Below are 21,911 nucleotides of genomic sequence, written 5' to 3'. Positions count from 1 at the left end.
TCTCAGGACGCGTCCTACGGGCGCGCCGCCACATCGATCCTCCGTCCGAGGCATGGATCGAAGGCGGAGCGGGAAGTATCGTCATGCGCTTCCCGCGCATGGCTTGCGTCGGGCAGGACGCCAGGCGATGCGAAACAACAGGGTCCCGGAGGGAGAGATTGGTATCGCACCGGTCTCCGGAAATCCGCTCTGGACATCAGTGGGCCAAGTGGCTACACTGACCCTTTGCGCTGCCTGTTAGCTGCTCCCTGCCCGTCACCAGGGGCATGCCCACTCTCGAGCACAGCTGATGGAAACCCCTTGAGCTGGGATTTCTCTCGTACGCGACGAGTGGGACCGGTACGCGCGTAGTGAGTCCGAGCCCTCGGAAGGACCCCCTCTTGGCCGCCTCGCGCAACGCCTCGACCGCCAATACGAACACCGGCGCCAGCACCGCCCCGCTGCGCATCTCTTTTGCGAAGATCAAGGAGCCCCTCGAGGTTCCGAACCTTCTTGCGCTTCAGACCGAGAGCTTCGACTGGCTGCTCGGCAACGCCGCCTGGAAGGCTCGCGTCGAGGCTGCGCTGGAAAGTGGTCAGGACGTCCCCACCAAGTCCGGTCTGGAGGAGATCTTCGAGGAGATCTCCCCGATCGAGGACTTCAGCGGGTCGATGTCGCTGACCTTCCGTGACCACCGCTTCGAGCCCCCGAAGAACTCGATCGACGAGTGCAAGGAGCGCGACTTCACGTTCGCGGCCCCGCTCTTCGTCACCGCCGAGTTCACCAACAACGAGACCGGTGAGATCAAGTCCCAGACGGTCTTCATGGGCGACTTCCCGCTCATGACGCCGAAGGGCACCTTCTGCATCAACGGCACCGAGCGTGTCGTCGTCTCGCAGCTGGTCCGTTCGCCGGGTGTCTACTTCGACTCCTCCATCGACAAGACGTCCGACAAGGACATCTTCACCGCCAAGATCATCCCGTCCCGGGGTGCCTGGCTGGAGATGGAGGTCGACAAGCGCGACATGGTCGGCGTCCGCATCGACCGCAAGCGCAAGCAGTCCGTCACCGTCCTCCTGAAGGCTCTCGGCTGGACCACCGAGCAGATCCTCGAGGAGTTCGGCGAGTACGAGTCCATGCGCGCCACCCTGGAGAAGGACCACACCCAGGGCCAGGACGACGCGCTGCTCGACATCTACCGCAAGCTGCGCCCGGGCGAGCCGCCGACCCGTGAGGCCGCGCAGACGCTGCTCGAGAACCTCTACTTCAACCCGAAGCGCTACGACCTCGCGAAGGTCGGCCGCTACAAGGTCAACAAGAAGCTGGGCGCGGACGCCCCGCTCGACGCCGGTGTGCTCACGGTCGACGACGTCATCGCGACGATCAAGTACCTGGTGAAGCTCCACGCCGGCGAGGCCGAGACCGTCGGTGAGAACGGCACGGACATCGTCGTCGAGACCGACGACATCGACCACTTCGGCAACCGTCGTCTGCGCAACGTCGGCGAGCTCATCCAGAACCAGGTCCGCACCGGTCTGGCCCGTATGGAGCGCGTCGTCCGCGAGCGGATGACCACCCAGGACGTCGAGGCGATCACGCCGCAGACCCTGATCAACATCCGGCCGGTCGTCGCCTCCATCAAGGAGTTCTTCGGCACCAGCCAGCTGTCCCAGTTCATGGACCAGACCAACCCGCTGTCGGGTCTGACCCACAAGCGTCGTCTGTCGGCGCTGGGTCCGGGTGGTCTCTCCCGTGAGCGGGCCGGCTTCGAGGTCCGAGACGTCCACCCGTCGCACTACGGCCGTATGTGCCCGATCGAGACGCCCGAAGGCCCGAACATCGGTCTGATCGGCTCGCTCGCCTCCTACGGTCGCGTCAACGCGTTCGGTTTCGTCGAGACCCCGTACCGCAAGGTCGTCGACGGTGTCGTCACCGACGAGGTCGACTACCTGACGGCCGACGAGGAAGACCGCTTCGTCATCGCCCAGGCGAACGCCCCCCTCACCGAGGACATGCGTTACGCCGAGTCCCGCGTGCTGGTCCGCCGCCGTGGTGGCGAAATCGACTACATCGCCGGCGACGACGTCGACTACATGGACGTCTCCCCGCGCCAGATGGTGTCGGTCGCGACCGCCATGATCCCGTTCCTCGAGCACGACGACGCCAACCGCGCGCTCATGGGATCGAACATGATGCGCCAGGCCGTTCCGCTGATCAAGGCCGAGGCGCCGCTGGTCGGCACCGGCATGGAGTACCGCTGCGCGGTCGACGCCGGTGACGTCATCAAGGCCGAGAAGGACGGTGTCGTCCAGGAGGTCTCCGCCGACTACGTCACGGTGGCCAACGACGACGGCACGTACAACACCTACCGCGTCGCCAAGTTCTCCCGCTCGAACCAGGGCACGTCCTTCAACCAGAAGGTCGTCGTGGACGAGGGCGCCCGCGTGATCACCGGCCAGGTGCTCGCCGACGGTCCGTCCACGGACGAGGGCGAGATGGCGCTCGGCAAGAACCTCCTCGTGGCGTTCATGCCGTGGGAGGGCCACAACTACGAGGACGCGATCATCCTGTCGCAGCGCCTCGTCCAGGACGACGTCCTCTCCTCGATCCACATCGAGGAGCACGAGGTCGACGCCCGTGACACCAAGCTGGGCCCCGAGGAGATCACCCGGGACATCCCGAACGTCTCCGAGGAGGTCCTCGCCGACCTCGACGAGCGCGGCATCATCCGCATCGGTGCCGAGGTCGTCGCCGGCGACATCCTCGTCGGCAAGGTCACCCCGAAGGGTGAGACCGAGCTGACCCCCGAGGAGCGTCTGCTCCGCGCGATCTTCGGTGAGAAGGCCCGTGAGGTCCGTGACACCTCGCTGAAGGTCCCGCACGGTGAGATCGGCAAGGTCATCGGCGTCCGCGTCTTCGACCGCGAAGAGGGCGACGAGCTTCCCCCGGGCGTGAACCAGCTGGTCCGCGTCTACGTGGCCCAGAAGCGCAAGATCACCGACGGTGACAAGCTCGCCGGCCGTCACGGCAACAAGGGTGTCATCTCCAAGATCCTCCCCGTGGAGGACATGCCGTTCCTCGAGGACGGCACCCCGGTCGACATCATCCTCAACCCGCTCGGTGTCCCGTCCCGAATGAACCCGGGACAGGTCCTCGAGATCCACCTCGGCTGGCTCGCCAGCCGCGGCTGGAAGGTCGAGGGCGACGAGGACTGGATGAAGCGCCTCCAGGCGATCGGCGCCGACGACGTCGCCGCCGGCACCAACGTCGCGACCCCGGTCTTCGACGGCGCCCGCGAGGACGAGATCGCCGGTCTCTTCGAGTCCACGATCCCCAACCGCGACGGCGAGCGCCTGGTGCTCCCGTCCGGTAAGGCCCGGATGTTCGACGGCCGCTCCGGTGAGCCGTTCCCGGACCCGATCTCGGTCGGGTACATGTACATCCTCAAGCTGCACCACCTGGTCGACGATAAGCTGCACGCTCGTTCGACCGGTCCGTACTCCATGATCACCCAGCAGCCGCTGGGTGGTAAGGCTCAGTTCGGTGGCCAGCGCTTCGGTGAGATGGAGGTGTGGGCGCTGGAGGCTTATGGCGCCGCGTACGCCCTCCAGGAGCTGCTGACCATCAAGTCCGACGACGTCACCGGCCGAGTGAAGGTCTACGAGGCGATCGTCAAGGGCGAGAACATCCCCGAGCCCGGCATCCCCGAGTCCTTCAAGGTGCTCATCAAGGAGATGCAGTCCCTCTGCCTCAACGTGGAGGTGCTGTCCTCGGACGGCATGTCCATCGAGATGCGGGACACCGACGAGGACGTCTTCCGCGCGGCGGAGGAGCTCGGTATCGACCTGTCCCGGCGCGAGCCGAGCAGCGTCGAAGAGGTCTGACGGGTCTGGTGGGGGCCTCATAAGAGGCCCCCACCGTCCCCGGACCCCCAGACCACTGATGTAGAGCCCATAAATCGCTATCAACGCGAGGGGCACGACCCTGAAAGAGGGATTGACGAACAGTGCTCGACGTCAACTTCTTCGACGAGCTGCGGATCGGCCTGGCGACCGCGGACGACATCCGGACCTGGTCCCACGGCGAGGTCAAGAAGCCTGAGACCATCAACTACCGCACCCTGAAGCCCGAAAAGGACGGACTCTTCTGCGAGAAGATCTTCGGTCCGACCCGGGACTGGGAGTGCTACTGCGGCAAGTACAAGCGTGTCCGCTTCAAGGGCATCATTTGTGAGCGCTGTGGCGTCGAGGTCACGCGCGCCAAGGTGCGTCGTGAGCGGATGGGCCACATCGAGCTCGCCGCTCCCGTCACCCACATCTGGTACTTCAAGGGCGTCCCGTCGCGCCTGGGCTACCTGCTCGACCTGGCCCCGAAGGACCTTGAGAAGGTCATCTACTTCGCCGCCTACATGATCACGTGGGTGGACGAGGAGCGCCGTACGCGCGACCTGCCCTCGCTGGAGGCCCACGTCTCCGTCGAGCGTCAGCAGATCGAGCAGCGCCGCGACGCCGACCTGGAGGCCCGCGCCAAGAAGCTCGAGTCCGACCTGGCCGAGCTCGAGGCCGAGGGTGCCAAGGCCGACGTGCGCCGCAAGGTGCGCGAGGGCGCCGAGCGTGAGATGAAGCAGCTGCGCGACCGCGCGCAGCGCGAGATCGACCGCCTCGACGAGGTGTGGAGCCGCTTCAAGAACCTCAAGGTCCAGGACCTCGAGGGCGACGAGCTGCTCTACCGCGAGCTCCGCGACCGCTTCGGCACCTACTTCATGGGTGCGATGGGCGCCGCCGCGCTCCAGAAGCGCCTGGAGTCCTTCGACCTCGACGAGGAGGCCGAGCGCCTCCGCGAGATCATCCGGACCGGCAAGGGCCAGAAGAAGACCCGTGCGCTCAAGCGCCTCAAGGTCGTCTCCGCCTTCCTGCAGACCCGCAACAGCCCCAGCGGCATGGTGCTGGACTGCATCCCCGTGATCCCGCCGGACCTGCGTCCGATGGTGCAGCTGGACGGTGGCCGCTTCGCGACCTCCGACCTGAACGACCTGTACCGCCGTGTGATCAACCGCAACAACCGTCTGAAGCGTCTGCTCGACCTCGGTGCCCCCGAGATCATCGTGAACAACGAGAAGCGGATGCTCCAGGAGGCGGTCGACGCCCTCTTCGACAACGGCCGTCGTGGTCGCCCGGTCACGGGCCCCGGCAACCGTCCGCTGAAGTCCCTCAGCGACATGCTGAAGGGTAAGCAGGGTCGTTTCCGTCAGAACCTGCTCGGTAAGCGTGTGGACTACTCCGCGCGTTCCGTCATCGTCGTCGGTCCGCAGCTGAAGCTGCACCAGTGTGGTCTGCCCAAGGCCATGGCGCTGGAGCTCTTCAAGCCGTTCGTGATGAAGCGCCTGGTCGACCTGAACCACGCGCAGAACATCAAGTCGGCCAAGCGCATGGTCGAGCGCGGCCGCACCGTGGTGTACGACGTCCTCGAAGAGGTCATCGCCGAGCACCCGGTGCTGCTGAACCGTGCGCCCACGCTGCACCGCCTCGGCATCCAGGCCTTCGAGCCGCAGCTGGTCGAGGGCAAGGCCATCCAGATCCACCCGCTCGTCTGCACCGCGTTCAACGCGGACTTCGACGGTGACCAGATGGCCGTCCACCTGCCGCTCTCCGCGGAGGCGCAGGCCGAGGCCCGCATCCTGATGCTGTCCTCGAACAACATCCTCAAGCCGGCCGACGGCCGTCCGGTCACCATGCCGACCCAGGACATGGTGCTGGGTCTGTTCTTCCTCACCACGGATGAGAAGGAGCGCAAGGTCATCGGCGAGGGCCGGTCCTTCGGCTCCACCGCCGAGGCGATCATGGCCTTCGACGCCCGGGAGCTCTCGCTCCAGGCGAAGGTCGACATCCGCTTCCCGATCGGCACCGTTCCCCCGCGCGGCTGGGTTCCCCCGGTCGCCGAGGAGGGCGAGCCGGAGTGGCAGCAGGGCGACTCGTTCCGCCTGCGCACCACCCTGGGCCGCGCGCTCTTCAACGAGCTGCTGCCCGAGGACTACCCGTTCGTCGACTACTCGGTGGGCAAGAAGCAGCTCTCCGAGATCGTCAACGACCTGGCCGAGCGCTACCCCAAGGTCATCGTGGCGGCGACGCTCGACAACCTGAAGGCGGCCGGCTTCCACTGGGCGACCCGTTCCGGCGTCACCGTGTCGGTCTCCGACATCGTCGTTCCCGAGGCGAAGAAGGAGATCGTCAAGGGCTACGAGGCGCAGGACGAGAAGGTCCAGAAGCAGTACGAGCGCGGTCTGATCACCAAGGACGAGCGCACGCAGGAGCTCATCGCGATCTGGACCAAGGCGACCAACGAGGTTGCCGAGGCGATGAACGCGAACTTCCCCAAGACGAACCCCATCTTCATGATGGTTGACTCGGGTGCCCGAGGAAACATGATGCAGATGCGTCAGATCGCCGGTATGCGTGGTCTGGTGTCGAACGCGAAGAACGAGACCATCCCGCGACCCATTAAGGCGTCGTTCCGTGAGGGTCTCTCCGTGCTGGAGTACTTCATCTCCACCCACGGTGCCCGTAAGGGTCTCGCGGACACCGCCCTGCGTACCGCCGACTCGGGTTACCTGACCCGTCGTCTGGTGGACGTCTCGCAGGACGTGATCATCCGCGAGGAGGACTGCGGCACCGAGCGCGGCCTCAAGCTGGCGATCGCCGTTCGCGGCGAGGACGGCGTCCTGCGCAAGACGGACGACGTCGAGACCAGCGTGTACGCCCGTATGCTCGCCGAGGACGTCGTCGTCGACGGCAAGGTCATCGCGCCGGCCAACGTCGACCTCGGTGACGTGCTCATCGGCCAGCTCGTCGCCCACGGCGTCGAGACGGTCAAGACCCGTTCGGTCCTCACCTGTGAGTCCGCGGTCGGCACCTGTGCCTTCTGCTACGGCCGCTCGCTGGCGACCGGCAAGCTGGTGGACATCGGTGAGGCGGTCGGCATCATCGCCGCCCAGTCCATCGGTGAGCCCGGTACCCAGCTGACGATGCGTACCTTCCACACCGGTGGTGTGGCCGGTGACGACATCACCCAGGGTCTGCCCCGTGTCGTCGAGCTCTTCGAGGCCCGTACGCCCAAGGGTGTCGCCCCGATCTCGGAGGCGGCCGGCCGCGTCCGCATCGAGGAGACCGAGAAGACCAAGAAGCTCGTCGTCACCCCGGACGACGGCAGCGACGAGACGGCGTTCCCGATCTCGAAGCGTGCCCGTCTGCTGGTCAGCGAGGGCGAGCACGTCGAGGTGGGCCAGAAGCTCACCGTGGGTGCCACCAACCCGCACGACGTCCTGCGGATCCTCGGCCAGCGCGCCGTCCAGGTCCACCTGGTCGGCGAGGTCCAGAAGGTCTACAACTCGCAGGGTGTGTCGATCCACGACAAGCACATCGAGATCATCATCCGGCAGATGCTCCGCCGCGTGACGATCATCGAGTCCGGCGACGCGGAGCTGCTGCCGGGCGAGCTCGTGGAGCGCTCGCGCTTCGAGTCCGAGAACCGTCGTGTGGTCACCGAGGGCGGTCACCCCGCCTCCGGCCGTCCGCAGCTGATGGGTATCACCAAGGCCTCGCTGGCGACGGAGTCCTGGCTGTCGGCCGCCTCCTTCCAGGAGACGACCCGAGTGCTGACGGACGCGGCGATCAACGCCAAGTCCGACTCGCTCATCGGCCTCAAGGAGAACGTCATCATCGGTAAGCTCATCCCGGCCGGTACGGGTCTGTCCCGCTACCGCAACATCCGGGTGGAGCCCACCGAGGAGGCCAAGGCCGCGATGTACTCGGCCGTCGGTTACGACGACATCGACTACTCGCCCTTCGGCACCGGCTCCGGCCAGGCGGTCCCGCTGGAGGACTACGACTACGGTCCGTACAACCAGTGAGTCGCTAGCTGATCGCGCACAGGGCGGTCACCCCTTCGGGGGTGGCCGCCCTGCGGCGTTTTCGGCGGTGTTCTCTCAGCGGTGTTCTCTCAGCGGTGTTTCCTCAGCGGTGTTTCCTCAACGGCCGGTGAGCTGGAGCCCGGCGAGTACCACCCCGCCGACGGCCGTCAGCGCGGCCACGCTCGCCAGCGGCCAGCGGGCCCGCTCCAGGGCGTCCAGCCGGGCCTCGTGATCGGCGAGCTGTTTGTCGGTCTGGTCACTGCGCTGGACGAGCAGGGCGAGCGAGCCGTCGACCCGGGCGAAGCCGGCCTCCATCGTGCCGCGCAGCCGCTCCAGTTCCACGGCGACCGCGGCGGCCTCGCTTCCTTGCCTGTCGCTCATGCGCGGCCCCGGCCGTCGTCCCCGTCCCGCAGCCAGCCGGGGAGCAGGGTCTGGACGGCGGGCAGGGCCATGACCCGGGCGAGCCCGCCGGCGACGGCGAGCGCCCCGGCCACCCACGGCAGGCTGGCCGGGATGCCGGAGGCGTCGACGATCGCGGGCAGGGCGAGCGCGAGGGCGACGGCGGTCTGGAGGACGGTGCGGAGGGTCCGCTTGGCGGCGTCGGACACGGATGGATCCTTTCTGTCTTTCGGTGGGGCGCGGCGCTCAGGAGACGCGCGGGACCTTCAGCGCGTCCCAGGAGACCCGCCCGGGCCAGCCGTCGGCCTCCGCTCCGGCGAACCCGAGCTTGCGCTGCCAGGCGCCGTAGGACTGCCGGTCGGCGTCGGTCCACTGCTCGCCGGGCCCCTGGGAGTACGCCGAGCACCCCTCCTCGGCCAGCCGGTGGCCCATCGCCGCGACGACCGGCGACTTCGGCTCGGCCCGGAAGAACGCCTGGCCGGGGAAGGGCTCGTAGTCGTTGCCCGGGCCGGGGACGGAGAGCTCGTCGCCGGGGTGGATGCGGTCCGGGTCGGTCAGCTCGTTGAGCGAGGCGAGCCGGGCGGCGGTGGTGCCGTGGGACTCGGCGATGCCGGTGAGGGTGTCACCCGGCTTCACGGTGTAGGTAGTCACGGCGGGGCGGGAGGGCTCGGCGGGCTTCTCCGGCCGGTCGTCCGGTGCCGATCCCAGCCGGCCGGCCACCCGGCCGCGCAGATCGCCCATCTCGAAGCCGACCGGGTCGACCTTGGTGTTCGTCCACTCCTTGTGGCCGATGGCGGAGCCCGAACCCCAGCCGTGCGCCCGGCACAGCGCGGCCGAGACGCGCTCGATGGCGGCCAGTTGCTCGGCCGGCCACGGGTCGTCGCCGTCGCCGAGATTGACGCACTCGAAGCCGTAGAAACGGGCGTTGCCGTCGGTGTCGTTGGCGACCGGCCGGGGGAGGGACGTCTCGCCGATCACGGCCGCGAGCACGTCGCCGTCGCCCGTACCCGCGTGGTTCGCGCGCCCGTTGCCGACCAGGTGGACCGTGCCGGACTTGTCGATGACGCCGTGGCAGAGCGGGCCGGGGAGCTCGTCGTAGCCGTCGTAGCAGAGCTCGACGGAGGACGCGGTGCCGGAGGTGACCGTGTGATGGATGATCACACCGTGCACGGGGCCCCAGGCGCCCTTGTGGTTGCGGTTGTGGTCGCGCCAGTCGTCGGTCTCCACGACGTCGACGCCTTCCGCGCGGAGCGCGGCGACGAACTGGTCGGCGGTGAGGGGAGTCGCCATGCGGTTCATTCCTTGGGTGGTGGGGGACAGGCGTGCCCCGCACCGCTGAATCGCGGTGCGGGGCACGCCTGTCGGGGTGGGGGAGGGGCGGGTCAGGCCAGCGCGAACCAGTACCGGGTGCCCAGTGCCATGGTTCCGTTGGCCCAGTCGACGTCGGTGGGCAGCGCCGTGTTGCCCTTCGCGGGCGACATGACGGTGCGGGGGACGGTGCCGGGGCGGCCGAACCTGCCGGGGACGTCGTAGCCGCCGTTGCCGGTCATGATCCGGGGCGCGTTGGCCGAGTTGGAGTAGTTGAGCAGCAGCGCGACGACGTAGATGCCGGGCTGGAGCGTCGCCGGGGCGCTCAGCGGCAGGAACGAGGTCATGCCGCCGATGTCGTGTGCCTCGGGGTAGACCATGCTGAGGTCGGCGGTCTGCGCGACTCGCTTGCCGGCGGCGTTGTAGAGCCCCGCGAACGATCCCGCGCCGATTCCGCCCGACGCGCCGGAGTAGCCGAGCGTGTGGGCGCAGATCTCCTTGACGGTGGCCGCCGAGCGGAGGACCACCGCGTTGTAGTAGATGCGTCCGCTCGCCGGGATGTCACCGGGCGCGCTCGGGTTCATCGCGCTCTTGCCGTCGCCCAGCCCCGGGTCGAACGTCCAGGCGAGGAAGCCCAGATCGGACGGTATCCAGTCGTTGGCCCGCGCCACACCGTCCACGTAGGACTTGCGGACGAGGTGCTCCGGGGCGGTCGGGTCGGCCGTGGCGGAGGGCACGGTGGTGAAGGACTTCGCACCGTCGACGGTCTGGGCACCCGAGAGGAGGACCGACCGTCCGGCGGGCTCCGCGCGGACGTCGGCCGCGGTGAGGTCCACGACGCCGCTGCGGCCGTTGACGGACCGTACGCCCGCGGCGCGTTCGTCGAGGGTGACGGTGGTGCCGTCGGGCTTGCGGTAGGCGAGGACGCCGCCGTTGGCGTACACCACGATGCCGTCGGTGGGCTTGCCCGTGGGCACGGTGGTGACGTTCTTGATGCCGAGCACGGCCTGACCGCCGGCGCTGTCGGTGACGGACGCGCCGATCTGTACGTTGCCGGTGAACCGGGCGTCGGCGGTGGCCACGAGGCCACCGGTGGAGTCGATCCGGACGCGGCTGGCGCCCGTGGTGTCCTGCACGTCGACGGCGACGCCGTCACCGGCTCCCCGGACGGTGAACGTGCCGGTCACCGTGCCCCCGGTGACCGGCAGCGCGCCCAGGTCCTTGGCGTCGAGCCGGATCTCGGCCTCGGCGCGGCCGTTCACGGAGCGCACGGGCCCCGGGGAGCCGGCCGGTCCGGGCGGCCCGGGCGGGCCGGGGAGGCCGGCTACCGGGACGTAGTCGGGGGTGCCGGGATCGCTGGGGGCGATGTCGGCCAGGTCGGCCTTCGGCCGGGCGGCCGGCAGCAGGATCTTGTACGGGGCGCGGGCGGGCAGCCCCGACAGCCGCTCGGTGACGGTGTAGGCCCAGCTCTTGGGGTTCATGCCGGGCGCGTCGGTGGCGGGCAGCGTGACGCTGATCCGTCCGTCGGCGTCGAGGAGCACGGCGGTGGGACCGCCGAGCATGACGTCGCTCTCGCTGTGGGTGAGCAGCGGGGGCGGCTCGAAGGTGACGCTGCCCGTCAGGGCGTGACCGTCGATGGAGAGGTAGCGGGCGGTTACGGTGACGGTGGGGATGGCACTGGGTAGCACGAGAGGTGTCCTTCTTCGCTCGGGGTGTACGTGTCCGTGGGTTTTAGGAAGGACCGCCGTACAGGGCGCGGGGAGAAACCCACACGGTGTTGTTGGCGCCGGCGCGGGCCTGGACCTTGAACGTGATGTGGCTGTCGTAGTCCGCGCCGATGTACTCGTTGAATTCGAGCGTGCCGTTCTTCGACGTCGGACCGACCTGCCGGTCGTTGACCAGCAGGCGCACCTCGCCGCCCGTGGTCGCGGCGATCATGCAGTAGAGCTTCGGGTGCTGGACGATGGCGTTGCCGTTGTACAGGGTCGTCCAGCTGGTGGAATCGGTGGACTCCCACTTGCTGATGTTCTCGGGAGTGGGCAGTGGATAGGGGATGTACGGCTTGGCCAGGCCGAAGTTCCTGGCGTCCTCGGCGAAGATGATGTTGCCCCTGGCGTCCCACATCCGGATGGGCTGGATGGGCAGGTCCTTGGAGTCGCCGGTCCAGACGGAGAGCGCGACGGAGCCGTCGTCGCGCTGGACGACGAAGCCCTGCTGGTACTGGCCGCCTTCCCGATCCGGCAACACCCGCCCGATGTACATCAGGTCCTTGCCCTCGGTCGTGCGCACGGTCAGCGAGCCGCCGTCGCCGATGACGACCCGGCCGCCCTGGATCTCGTCCATCTTGGGGCGGGTGTTGGCGCTGCCCATCAGGGCGCGGACCTGTCGTTCCAGGTCGCGGATGCGGTCGAGGATGTCGAGGGGGATGGCGGCCATCAGAGTCCTTCCAGGTAGAGCTTGGCGGTCTCGGCTTTCGCGCGCTCGGGCGGTGACACGGTCATGCCGACGACCCGGTAGCGGGCGTCGATCCCTTCGGGGTGCCACAGGTCGTTGATGCGCAGCCGGACCGTGGCGCCGATGAGCGCCGGGGTCATCCGGCCGTCGATCCGGATGGTGACCTCGGGGATGAGCTGCGGGCGCCGGGAGCGGGCCAGTTCGGCGTCGGCGAGGCTGTTGAGCGTGGTGCGGTCGCTGATCGAGCTGTGGTCGGAGGTGCCTTCGAGCCGCGGCCAGCCGGCGTCCAGGTCCTCGATCGAGACCTTCCGCTCCGACATCGTCGGCACGGAGTCCGCGGCCTGGTTGCGGTTCGCCGAATCGCCGCGGGCCACCCACACGTTGGACTGCAAGGTCGCGTCGCTCGGCAGGCTGTACGACAGCAGCGGACCGGGCCGGTCCAGGACGATGTCCTGGGCGCCGGCGTGGATCCTCGGGTGGCCGAGCTGGAGGCGCTTGACGCGCCGCGCGCTGACGGGGTCGCGGTAGCAGTGGACCCGCCACTCGAAGCCGTCCCGCTGGGCGGCGAGCCCGTCGAGGATCTCGCGGACCCGGGCGACGTCCGTGTAGGCGTAGTTCTGGGTCCGGCGGACGCCCGAGACCTCGCTCCCGTACTCGATGCCGAGATCGCCTCCGGGCTGTGCCTGGATGTGGTCGAAGAGGCCGCGGACGATGTCGAACTGGTCGACGTCCTTGCTCTCGAAGCCGCTGGAGAGGATCCGGTGGTCGAGGTACGAGTCGAAGGTGCCGGCCTGGATCTCGGCCGTCATCCGTCCCTGCTCGTCGCCGGAGGGCGTACAGGTCCAGAGGATGCCGCCCCACCAGATCTCGCCGCCGCGCTCCAGCCAGACCGCGGTGCGGCCGGGCTGGAGCGCGGAACGGGCCCGCTGGGCGAGCGCCCGGTCCGGCAGGGGCACCGTGGCGCGCAGCGATCCGGTCTTGCCGATGTAGTCGTCGAACTCGACGCCGGTCAGCGGCAGGGCGTCGACGACCTGGTCGGTGCGCAGATCGCAGAAGAGGGCGCGGTAGGCGGGCTGGGGCGCCACGGTCATGCGCTCGCCTCGTAGAAACCCGACACCGTGAACCAGTTGCCCTCGACGACGGTGTCCGGCCAGTCGCCGTCGACCCAGCCGCCGTCGACCTGGCCGGAGGACCTGTTGGCGGTCCAGCCGCAGGCGGAACCGTTGGGGTGGCGGCTGGCCTCCACGTAGCAGCCGCCGTGGTAGTAGCCGGAGCTGGTGCGGAACTTGAGGTTGCCGGAGATGCTGGGGCCGGTCGGCAGGACCGGCAGGGAGATCCACCAGTTGCCGTTCCGGCCGGTGCCGCCCCAGTTGGAGGTCGAGCCGATCCGGAGCGTGGCGGTGAAGTGCACGATCGACCCGTCGTGGAGGTACCGGCCGGTCAGCGAGCCGTTGTTGACCTGCGGCCTGGTGGGCGCGTAGTCGCCGCCCCATTCCGGCGTGTAGTCCCGCCAGACCGCCCGGGGCTCCGGGTACTGCTTCCACTGGGTGCCGTCCCAGCGCTCCAGGCGCGTGCCGGTGTCGCGGTACTGGCCGACGTAGCCGCCGGGGAAGTTCTGGCCCCAGCCCTTCGGGATGATGCCGCCGACGGCGACGGTGGCCCGGCGCCGGTCGCGGACGGTGTCCCAGCTGATGCCGCCCTTGCCGGCGGAGGCCCCGGCGGGGACGGTGATCTCGGCGAGGGCGATGGCCGCGCGGGGCGTCGCGGGCGCGGCGGGGTTGGCGCCCGGCACGCCCTGGATGATCTCGACGACGGCCTCGGTGCGGTTGGAGGCGTCCTGCTGGGCGTCGTAGACGCGCAGCACGACCAGGTCCACACGGGGGTTGTTCGGGTCGCCGTCGGCGAAGGTGAGGGGGACGTAGTCGGTCACTACGACCGGGTAGGAGCCGGCCGGCTCGGTGCCCTGCACGACGGCGCGGCCCGGGGTGACCTTGCCCGTCATGCCCTGGTCGCCTGTGACGTACAGGCCGTCCATGGCGCGCAGGCCGTTCTGGGCGCCGGGGATCACGCCGTCCCGGGTGGCCAGTACGCCCTCCGGGGCCATGGCGCCGAGCGGGGCGAGCCGGGTGTCGACGCGGGACTGGCCCCCGCCGGCGTCGGTGCGGTTGAGCAGCCATGCGCTGCGGACGTTGTTCATCTCGTCCTCCGAGGAAGTGGTGGGGAAAGGCGGCGGGGAAAGGCGGCGCGGGGTGGGTGGATCACTCACCAGTGGGCGTCGCGCCAGCGGACGGTCACCGAGGCGCGCGGGTCGGTCGAGTCGGGGCCGGCGCGGAAGGCCAGCGAGGTGTCGCCCGGCTCCAGCTGGAACAGCTGCTCGGGAGTGGAGCGATTGGTGGCGGTGTAGAGCCGGGACGTGGTGCCGTTGAGCAGGACCGTTCCGTCCGTGGTGTCGACGGTCAGCACATCGGCCTCGGCGAGCTGGATGTCGTACTCCAGCTGCCGTCCGTCACTGAGCCGGGTCAGGGACGGCAGGTCGACCGGGCCGTGGAACTCGATCACGGGGCTGACGGGGGCGTCGCCCTCGTTCACCGCCGTGATCACTCCGGTGCTGCCGGCCTCGCCCCACCCCAGGGGCCACTCCAGGCCGTCGTCCGGCTGCCACAGCAGACCGGGCTCGGGCGCGGGGAGGACCGTCCGGCCCTGCTGCTCGGTGACGCCGAGGCGGCGGGGGTCGGCGCACAGCCACTGGATGGAGACGGACGCGATGCCCTGGGTGACGTAGGTGCGGTCCGTCGGGACGACACGGCGGTCGACGCGCGCCCGGCAGGCGAGGGTCTGGCCGTGGAGGCGCACGGCGAACCACTGCTCGCCGCTGTGCACGGCCGTGGCGGCGCGGAACGCCCGGGCGACGGCCCGGGCCTGGTCGAGCCGGTCGGGCAGCAGCCAGACGGTCGCGGAGACCGTTCGCGGCTTGGCCCACTGGGCGCCGGGCCAGGAGCCGTGCTGATCGGGCTTGGGCACGTCCGCCGAGTCCAGCTCCGGCAGGTCGTCCCAGCCGGTCAGGCCCTTGGCGTCGATCTGGTAGGGCGTACCGGGGCCCATGAGAAGCCCGGCCCACTCGATCTGCCCGTCCTGGGTGATCTGTGAGCCGGGGGGAGCGGTCGCGATGGCGGTCGCGGTGTCGAGTTGGGTCGCTGTGGGCATGGGTGGGCCTCACCTCCGTGTGTATGGGTCCGCCCGCGCGGCGGTCGGTGCGCCGGGCCGGGCTTGTCGGTGCGCCGGACGCATGCCGTCCGCGCGTGGGCCTTGGGCCTTGGGCTTTAGGCCCTGGCCCTGGCCTTGGCTCGGGCATGGGCGGGGGCGTGAGCGTGGGCGTGGGCGGTGGCTCAGGCGGGGACGGCTCGGACGCCGTGGGTGGCGTGGGCGGCGTGGGCTCAGGCGCGTGTGGCGTGGACGCCGTGGGCTCAGGCGCGTGTGGCGCGGGCCGCGTGGGCTTCGGCGAGAAAGAGCAGGTCCGAGGCGATGGCGTGGGCGCCGCGGCCCTCGGGCTCGTGGTAGGTGCCGATGCGGGCCCCCGCCCGCGCGGGGGCGGTGCGCCGGGCGGCCTCGGCCGTACGGGCCAGCAACTGGTCGAGCTTGGGCATGGGCAGTACGGCCTCGGCCTCGCCGGCCTCGGCGAGGATCACGGGGACGCCGCCGTCGCGGGGGCTGACGACGCCTCCTTCGGCGAGCATCGGGATCTTCGGGAGGCTGACGCCGAAGTGCTTGCCGAGGAAGTTGAAGCTGAGGCTGTTGAGGCCGTCGATGACCCAGTTGGCGAAGGCGATGAGCCCGTTGAGGGGGCCCTTGATGACGCCGGTGACCGTCTGGAATCCGGTCTGAAGGAAGTCGCCCATGCCGTGGAGCGCCTTCTCCATCGCGGAGTTGACCTTCCTGAACCCGCCGGGGATGTCCTTGGTGACCCACTTGACCACCGGCTTGACGACGCTCTCCAGCGTCTTCCAGACACCCTTGACCACGGCGAGGTTGCCGGTGATCACCGGGACGACGACGGTCAGGGCGGTGGTGAAGTACGTCTCGACGAGCCCGAAGACCATCTCCATGATCTGCTGTCCGAGCTCCGAGTTCAGCGCGAAGTCGATGAGCTCGGTGGCGAAGGGGGCGAGGAGGGAGAGGACGAGGACGAATGGGTTCGTCTTCATCACGAGGTTGACGGCCGTCATGATGCCGCCGGCGATTTTGAGTTTGCCGCCGAGGATCCCGGTGAACTTGCCGAGGATTCCGGCGCTCTTGCCGGTGCGGGCGACGGCCCTGCCGGTGGTGGTGGCCTGGCGGTTGATGTTCTTCAGCAGCCGGGCGGACTGCTGAGCACCGGCCTTTGTCTTGAGCAGGCCGGAGTCGGCGGTGCCGGCCTGTTTGCCGACGGCCAGGGCGGCGCGTCCGGCGGCCCCGGCGCTCGTACCGAACTGTTTGGCTTCCTTGCCGGCCTGGCCGGTGGACGTCCTGATGCGGTCGGCGGCCCGGGCGGCGCTCCTGACCCCGTTCTGGACGGTACGGACGGAGCGGGCCGCCTGGCCGAGTGCCGAGCCGAAGTTGCGGAACGCGCCGGCGGAGTTGGCGAGCGGATTTCTGGGGAGCGCTGCTGCCGCGGCGGCGGCCATACGGGGTTCCTCCTCTGGTCGGTGGACCGCCCCCCTAGCCGCGGGCCTTCGCGAGGAACATCAGCGCTCGGGCGGTGTCGCGCGGGGTGGAGGACGGGGTGGCGTAGTAGTTCTCGATGTGGAACCCGGCGGCGGCGCTGCTGCTTGAGCCGGTGCCGACGCCGGCCGCCCGGAGCCGTGCCTCGACCGCGGTGCGGGTCACCAGCCGGTCGAGCTTCGACAGCGGCATGACCGCCTCGTGCTGTCCCGCCTCGGCGACGATCGCCGGCACACCGCCGCTGCGGGGCGCGACGATGCCGCCCTCCGCGAGCATCGGGATCCGGGGGATGCTGACACCGAAGGTCTTGCCGCCGACAAGGGGCACCCAGCCGGGGATGGAGACCTTGATGCCGTTCAGGGCGCCGATCGCCGAGTTGATGAGGCCGATGACACCGTTGAGCGGGTACTTGACGGCGGAGAGGATGCCGCTGAACACGCTTCCGGCGAAGGACGACAGCCCGCCCCAGGCGCTGGACAGGGCGTCCTTGACGGTGTTGAACGCGCCGGGGATGGCGGAGCCGATCCACAGGGCGATGGGCAGGATGGCCGCCTTGATGCCGTTCCAGACCTGCGAGATGATCTTGCCGGTGGTCTTCATCAGTGGGCCGATGGCCTTCATGACGGTGTCGACGACCTTGCCGATGACGTCGAAGGCGACCTTCATGATCTTCTGCATCGCCTTCGACTTGGACGCCATGGCGACGACCTTCTCGATGAGCGGTGCGAAGAGTTCGAGCAACATCCCGATGACGTTGCCCTTCATGGCCTTGTTGAGCCCCTTGAACCCACCGTCGGCCTTCTTCAGCCCGCCCTGGAACTTCCCCATGGACGTGCCGCCCTTGCCGGCTTCCTTGCCGACCTTGGCGACCGACCGGGCCGCCTGGTCGGCGGCGGTCTTCATGCCCTTGAGCTCACGGGTGGACTGCTTGGCGGAGTTCTTGATCCTGCCGACGTTGGTATTGGCGGTGCCGGCGTTACGGCCGAGGGTGCCGGCGGCTCGGCCGGCGGCGTCGATGTTGGTTCTGAAGGTACGGGCGGAGCCGCCGGCTCTGCCTAGGGATTGCACTAGAGACATGTCTTATCCAGTCGGCTGATTTATCGGACTGACGCCTATCCGAGTGTTCTGCTGAGTCCCGCAGCGGCTCTTTCCATCTGCTTGAGCTCCCTGGTGGAATTCCTGTAGGAGGTCACGGCGTCTTTCAGGCTCTTCTTTGTGTCCGCCTTCTTCTGCTCGGCTGCCCGGGCAATTTTTCTTACGTCGCCGAGCGCTTTTCCTGCATCTTTCCTGGCCCGATTGAGCTCGTCCCTGGCCAGTTTTGCTCGAAGCTGCAGGTCTGCATCGCCGGGGTTCAGTCTGGCTCTTCGGTCGGCTGCCTTGGCCCGGGTCAGGGCGTTTTCTGCGGTGCTGACTCTCCTTTCCGCCCTGTGCTGGGCTCTCTCGTCCTCGCTTTTTGCCCACGGCCACGTGGTGACCTGGCGCCCCATGAAGGTCATGCCTTTTTCGTCGAACTTCAGGCCAGTGAAATCGGCCTTCACGAGAGTGGCGCCACCGCTGAATCCGGCAAAGGCCAGCTTGGCAGAATCAAGGCCGACGCTCAGTCCGTTGACCGTCAGGCTGAGATCGTTTACCTTCTTCTTGAGGTGGTCGTATTCCTCTCGTTTAAACCTGCCGACTATGGGCTCGAAGAGGTATTCCGCTGTGTACCACGCCGTATCTGCGGGCTGCTTCTTCTCTTCCTCGCTCAACTGGGCCATGTTTTCACCCCTTGCTGTCTCGTTTTTACTGCCGTCGAGGCGTACCTTGTGGCCGACTCTTCAGGCGTGCTAAATTTCACTGCCGACGGGGCGGAAATTACCTTGGGAGGGGTGCTCGTTGTTGGGCTGGGTGATATACGGATTCATTATGCTGTTTGTGTTCGGGAGCTTTATCTACCCGTTCGGCCTGCGCCCTCTATTGGTGGACCGAAGGCTACGCTCCAACGGTGTGACCGTCGAAGGTAGATGTCTCAGGGCGTTTTGGTCGGAGGATCGGGTTTCTGAGCATTTTAAATTCGCGACGCTAAGCGGTCGCGTAGCCTTCTACCGAAGCCCTCTTGGCGGAAGCCGGTTGGCCGGGGACGGTGAGGTACTGGATATTGTCTACGACCCGAGAAACCCTCGGAGGGCACGGACTCGACGTGAACTCTCCAGAAAATCTCCGGCCTGGCGAAACCTCTGGGGCGGTGTCGTGCTCGTCATCCTGATGCAGATCTTCTTCTTGAAGCTCTTCATCTGACGATCTCTTCAGTGAGCAGTAACCTTTTGTGGTTCTCAGATGAAGAAGAGCGCAAGGTCCGCCGGGTTTGGCGCATGTGCTTCATCCGCTCCGTTCGCCGGCGGCTCGGTTTCCTCCAGTGAATCTGAATCCACTGTGAGCTCAGGCCTGGCCACCGGCTCCGGATAATCAATCGGCTCCGCGTCCTCGCCACCGTTGATCGTCGCCGTCATCCAATTCGCGACCGCCGCGTGGTCTACCAGGGCCGCCAGCAGATGCGTCGACGCATCCCATTCCACGGCCTCCCCGTGCAGATCACGGTTGACCGCGCTGTCGCGTGGCATGTGCTTGACCAGCACCGCGAGCCGTCTCGAAGAGAGCGTCCCGCGGTGCCAGTCCAGCAGGTCCACGCCGTAGTGCCGCAGTAGATCGGCTTCCAGAGCCTCGGCGTGTTCGTCTACGAACGCGTCGAGGCTCAGTCTTCCCCCAGGCCGAGCCCGGTCTCCTGGCCGTAGGCCTCCAGGATCGCGGCGATGTCCTGCATCGTCAGGTCGTGCTCGACCAGACGCGCGAACTGCTCCTTGCCCAGGAGCAGGCCCAGCAGGCCGTCGACGTCGTTGTCGTCGAGCTCGCGGAGGGCGCGGGCGGTGCGGTGGCCGATCTCGGTGGGGAGCTCGAAGGCGTCGCCGTCCAGCTGGAAGGACCACGACTTGCCGTGGGCCTCCAAGCGCTGGGCGCGTGCCGCGTTGACGTCGAAAGCGGGCATGTACTGCTCCTGGGAATGGGTGAGAAAGCGGTGGGAAAGGGCGGGCGCCGCCCCGCCGGCGAGCGGGGGAGGGCGGGGCGGCGCCCGCTGTTCAGGTGGTTCGGGGTGGTTCCGGGCTACTTGCCCGGCGCGCCCGCCGGGGCGAACGACTTGTCCTTCATCAGCCACGTCGCCAGCGGCGCACCCGGCTTCGCGGCCATCGCCGTGAAAGTGACGCCCAGCTTCACCGCGCCCTTGCGGTTGAGGTCCAGGTCATCGCTGACCGTGACCACACCGCGCGGGACGACGAAGCGGTAGCGGACGTCGGTGCCGTCGGTGAACTCGACGCCGAGCGCGCGCTCGTCCTCGCCCTGGTCGCTCTGGATCTCGTACTTGAACAGACCCGAGTTCGGGGCGGTCTCGACGACCTCGCCGCCGCCGAAGAAGAACGGCAGGGTGTCCTCGTTCAGCTGGAGCATGCCGAACTTCACGGTGAGCTCGCGCTCGGTGTAGATCGTGCGGGCTGGGGTGAGGGACTGCCAGGTGTCGATGTTGGCGGTCTTGCCCTTGCGGCCGAACTTCACACCGTCGGTGCTGGTGTAGCCCAGGTCGTGCCAGGCGTCGCCCCAGGCGGCGTCGGTGGTGGCGGGGGCTTCGGTGCCGGGCTTGGCGAGGAGGATGCGGCCGGTGCCGGCAACGCGGATCTCGCTCGGGTTCATTCCGGACATGGGTTCTCCTTGGTGAGAGGTGAATGAGCGCGGGCCCCGCCGGCTTTCCGGCGAGGCCCGTGGGAGGGAACGGTGGCGGCTACGCGGGGCGGAGCGAGAAGCGCACCGTGGTGAGGTAGCGGTTGCCCGCCGGGCGGTTGTAGTCCGGCAGCCAGCGCACCGCTTCGGTCTCGACGACGTCGGTGACGACCGCGGAGCCGTAGACGGTGCCGCGGAGCTGGAGGAGCGCGGCGCGGACGGCCAGCGAGATCGAGTGCGCGGTGGTCTTGTCCGGCCCGTACACCTCCAGCTCGACGAGAGGGGTGTCGAGGTGGAGGTCGTCGATCCAGGCGCCGCCGGTCCGGGAGACCAGAACGGTCTTCTGGGTGCCGTTGAAGTCGGGCGGCGGGCGGTTGTCGACCTTGACCTCGGCCAGCTCGGGCCGGTTCTTGAGGTTGTCGACGATGAGGCGTTCCACGTCGGGGAACGTCAGCAGGGCCTCGTTCATCCGGGCTCCTAGGCGGGTCGGGGCCAGTAGTTGGCCTGGACCTCGGCGTAGGTGACCTTGCCGTCGGTGTCGCCGTTGATGACCTCGATGGTCCAGACGACGTGGTTGCCGGGGTCGCAGACGCCGCCGGCGCGGGTCTGGGTGATGTAGGTGTTGCCGGCCGTCGCCAGGGCCTCCTCGATCGGGCCCTCCTTGGCGACGTCGCCCTTGGCGTTGACCTCCAGGAAGCGGGTCTGGATGGTGATGCCCGGAGCGATGCCCGCGATGGTGGCGGCGGCGGTGGCGATGTAGTCGGAGTTGCCGGTGATGAACGCCGGACCACCCTTGTCGGGGTGCTGGTCGCCACCGTCGGAGTACTCGTCCTCGAACGGGATCTGGGTGACCGTGTTCCGCTTGAGGGGCAGCTCGGACTTCCGGGCGAGGCTGACGCGCTTCGGGGCCTCGTCGTCGGCGCCCCCGTTCACCAGCTCGGCGATCAGCTCGGCGGCCGACTGCTCGTGCTTGGCGTAGGCGTTGGGGAACGCGCTGACCTGCACGGCCTGCGCCACCTGCGTGAGCGGCGTCGACGTGAGGTAGCCGGCACCGAACTTGCCGGGGCAGATGTTCTTCATCTCGGAGAAGAACTTCCACGAGGTCCAGTGCGGGTCGAGCCGCTGCGCGCGCGTCCCCCACCAGTCCTGCTGCTGGAACAGGCCGATGCTCGTCGCATCGCCGTAGTCGAGGTTCCGCATGCCCGACTCCTGGAGCGCGGTGGCGACGCCGACGACCGCTCCGCGGTAGCCGAGGCCGGCCTTGAGCGCCTCCTCCAGGATCGCGGTGGCGTTGCTCCGCTGGTCGGCGTCGAACTTCCACTTCTCCTGCGGGGGAGAGAGCTTGTACGGCAGAAGGTCACTGACTGCGACCATGATGATGGTGTCCTTTCTGGTGGTGAGGTCAGGTAGGGAGCCCCTG

19 protein-coding genes are annotated in these 21,911 nt (G+C 68.4%); 3 read left to right on the top strand and 16 right to left on the bottom strand.

Features of this window, described 5'->3' with window-relative positions; genetic code table 11:
- Positions 1-380 precede the first annotated feature (380 nt).
- Both rpoB and AB0E98_RS13810 read left to right on the top strand, forming a co-directional pair.
- Positions 381-3,863 (top strand): DNA-directed RNA polymerase subunit beta, encoded by a 3,483-nt coding sequence (gene rpoB, locus AB0E98_RS13815; protein ID WP_361701937.1) that lies wholly within the window; start codon positions 381-383, stop codon positions 3,861-3,863.
- A gap of 122 nt (positions 3,864-3,985) precedes the next feature.
- Positions 3,986-7,885, top strand: coding sequence for a DNA-directed RNA polymerase subunit beta' (locus AB0E98_RS13810; protein WP_361701935.1), 3,900 nt, complete (start codon positions 3,986-3,988; stop codon positions 7,883-7,885).
- Positions 7,886-8,002: 117 nt separating this feature from the next.
- Here the strand turns inward: AB0E98_RS13810 and AB0E98_RS13805 are convergent, their stop codons facing one another.
- From AB0E98_RS13805 to AB0E98_RS13755, 11 genes are all read right to left on the bottom strand, one after another.
- Positions 8,003-8,266, bottom strand: a complete 264-nt coding sequence (locus tag AB0E98_RS13805; RefSeq protein WP_229352334.1) for a hypothetical protein — start codon at positions 8,264-8,266, stop codon at positions 8,003-8,005.
- On the bottom strand, positions 8,263-8,493 hold the full coding sequence (locus tag AB0E98_RS13800; RefSeq protein WP_361701934.1) for a hypothetical protein: 231 nt from the start codon (positions 8,491-8,493) through the stop codon (positions 8,263-8,265). Before AB0E98_RS13800 ends, AB0E98_RS13805 begins: the two co-directional genes overlap by 4 nt.
- A 37-nt stretch (positions 8,494-8,530) precedes the next feature.
- Positions 8,531-9,574 carry a peptidoglycan-binding protein gene (locus AB0E98_RS13795; RefSeq protein ID WP_361701932.1) on the bottom strand — a complete coding sequence of 348 codons (1,044 nt, stop codon included), beginning with the start codon at positions 9,572-9,574 and terminating at the stop codon, positions 8,531-8,533.
- A 92-nt stretch (positions 9,575-9,666) separates the two neighbouring features.
- Entirely contained in the window at positions 9,667-11,280 is a 1,614-nt protein-coding gene (locus AB0E98_RS13790) for a phage tail protein (RefSeq protein ID WP_361701930.1), read from the bottom strand.
- A gap of 43 nt (positions 11,281-11,323) precedes the next feature.
- Positions 11,324-12,028, bottom strand: coding sequence for a hypothetical protein (locus AB0E98_RS13785; RefSeq protein WP_361701929.1), 705 nt, complete (start codon positions 12,026-12,028; stop codon positions 11,324-11,326).
- Complete coding sequence (locus AB0E98_RS13780) at positions 12,028-13,137, bottom strand: hypothetical protein (protein WP_361701928.1); 1,110 nt, start codon at positions 13,135-13,137, stop codon at positions 12,028-12,030. Before AB0E98_RS13780 ends, AB0E98_RS13785 begins: the two co-directional genes overlap by 1 nt.
- Positions 13,134-14,243, bottom strand: a complete 1,110-nt coding sequence (locus AB0E98_RS13775; protein ID WP_361701927.1) for a hypothetical protein — start codon at positions 14,241-14,243, stop codon at positions 13,134-13,136. Before AB0E98_RS13775 ends, AB0E98_RS13780 begins: the two co-directional genes overlap by 4 nt.
- A gap of 65 nt (positions 14,244-14,308) precedes the next feature.
- The gene (locus AB0E98_RS13770) at positions 14,309-15,250 is read right to left on the bottom strand and encodes a phage tail protein (RefSeq protein WP_361701926.1); all 942 of its coding nucleotides are present in this window, start codon (positions 15,248-15,250) and stop codon (positions 14,309-14,311) included.
- A 260-nt stretch (positions 15,251-15,510) separates the two neighbouring features.
- Positions 15,511-16,707 (bottom strand): hypothetical protein, encoded by a 1,197-nt coding sequence (locus tag AB0E98_RS13765; protein WP_361701924.1) that lies wholly within the window; start codon positions 16,705-16,707, stop codon positions 15,511-15,513.
- A 34-nt stretch (positions 16,708-16,741) separates the two neighbouring features.
- A complete protein-coding gene (locus AB0E98_RS13760; protein WP_361701923.1) occupies positions 16,742-17,821 on the bottom strand; it encodes a phage tail protein in 1,080 nt (359 codons plus the stop codon).
- Between the two features lie 35 nt (positions 17,822-17,856).
- Positions 17,857-18,492: a hypothetical protein gene (locus AB0E98_RS13755; protein ID WP_361701921.1), complete on the bottom strand. Its 636-nt coding sequence runs from the start codon at positions 18,490-18,492 to the stop codon at positions 17,857-17,859.
- A 157-nt stretch (positions 18,493-18,649) separates the two neighbouring features.
- On the opposite strand from AB0E98_RS13755, the gene AB0E98_RS13750 reads away from it, so the two are divergent.
- Positions 18,650-19,021, top strand: a complete 372-nt coding sequence (locus AB0E98_RS13750) for a DUF3592 domain-containing protein (RefSeq protein ID WP_361701920.1) — start codon at positions 18,650-18,652, stop codon at positions 19,019-19,021.
- A gap of 35 nt (positions 19,022-19,056) precedes the next feature.
- Here the strand turns inward: AB0E98_RS13750 and AB0E98_RS13745 are convergent, their stop codons facing one another.
- From AB0E98_RS13745 to AB0E98_RS13725, 5 genes are all read right to left on the bottom strand, one after another.
- Positions 19,057-19,410 carry a hypothetical protein gene (locus AB0E98_RS13745; protein WP_361701919.1) on the bottom strand — a complete coding sequence of 118 codons (354 nt, stop codon included), beginning with the start codon at positions 19,408-19,410 and terminating at the stop codon, positions 19,057-19,059.
- 65 nt (positions 19,411-19,475) lie between these two features.
- Entirely contained in the window at positions 19,476-19,766 is a 291-nt protein-coding gene (locus tag AB0E98_RS13740; protein ID WP_361701917.1) for a hypothetical protein, read from the bottom strand.
- A gap of 116 nt (positions 19,767-19,882) precedes the next feature.
- The gene (locus tag AB0E98_RS13735) at positions 19,883-20,473 is read right to left on the bottom strand and encodes a phage tail protein (protein WP_361701916.1); all 591 of its coding nucleotides are present in this window, start codon (positions 20,471-20,473) and stop codon (positions 19,883-19,885) included.
- Positions 20,474-20,552: 79 nt separating this feature from the next.
- The gene (locus AB0E98_RS13730; RefSeq protein ID WP_361701915.1) at positions 20,553-20,960 is read right to left on the bottom strand and encodes a hypothetical protein; all 408 of its coding nucleotides are present in this window, start codon (positions 20,958-20,960) and stop codon (positions 20,553-20,555) included.
- Between the two features lie 8 nt (positions 20,961-20,968).
- Positions 20,969-21,865, bottom strand: a complete 897-nt coding sequence (locus AB0E98_RS13725; RefSeq protein ID WP_361701914.1) for a hypothetical protein — start codon at positions 21,863-21,865, stop codon at positions 20,969-20,971.
- Positions 21,866-21,911 lie beyond the last annotated feature (46 nt).

It is taken from the genome of Streptomyces sp. NPDC037389 (assembly GCF_040636475.1).
In the GTDB taxonomy this organism is placed as follows: Bacteria; Actinomycetota; Actinomycetes; order Streptomycetales; family Streptomycetaceae; genus Streptomyces; species Streptomyces hesseae.
This window is presented reverse-complemented; position numbering and strand designations above follow the sequence as displayed.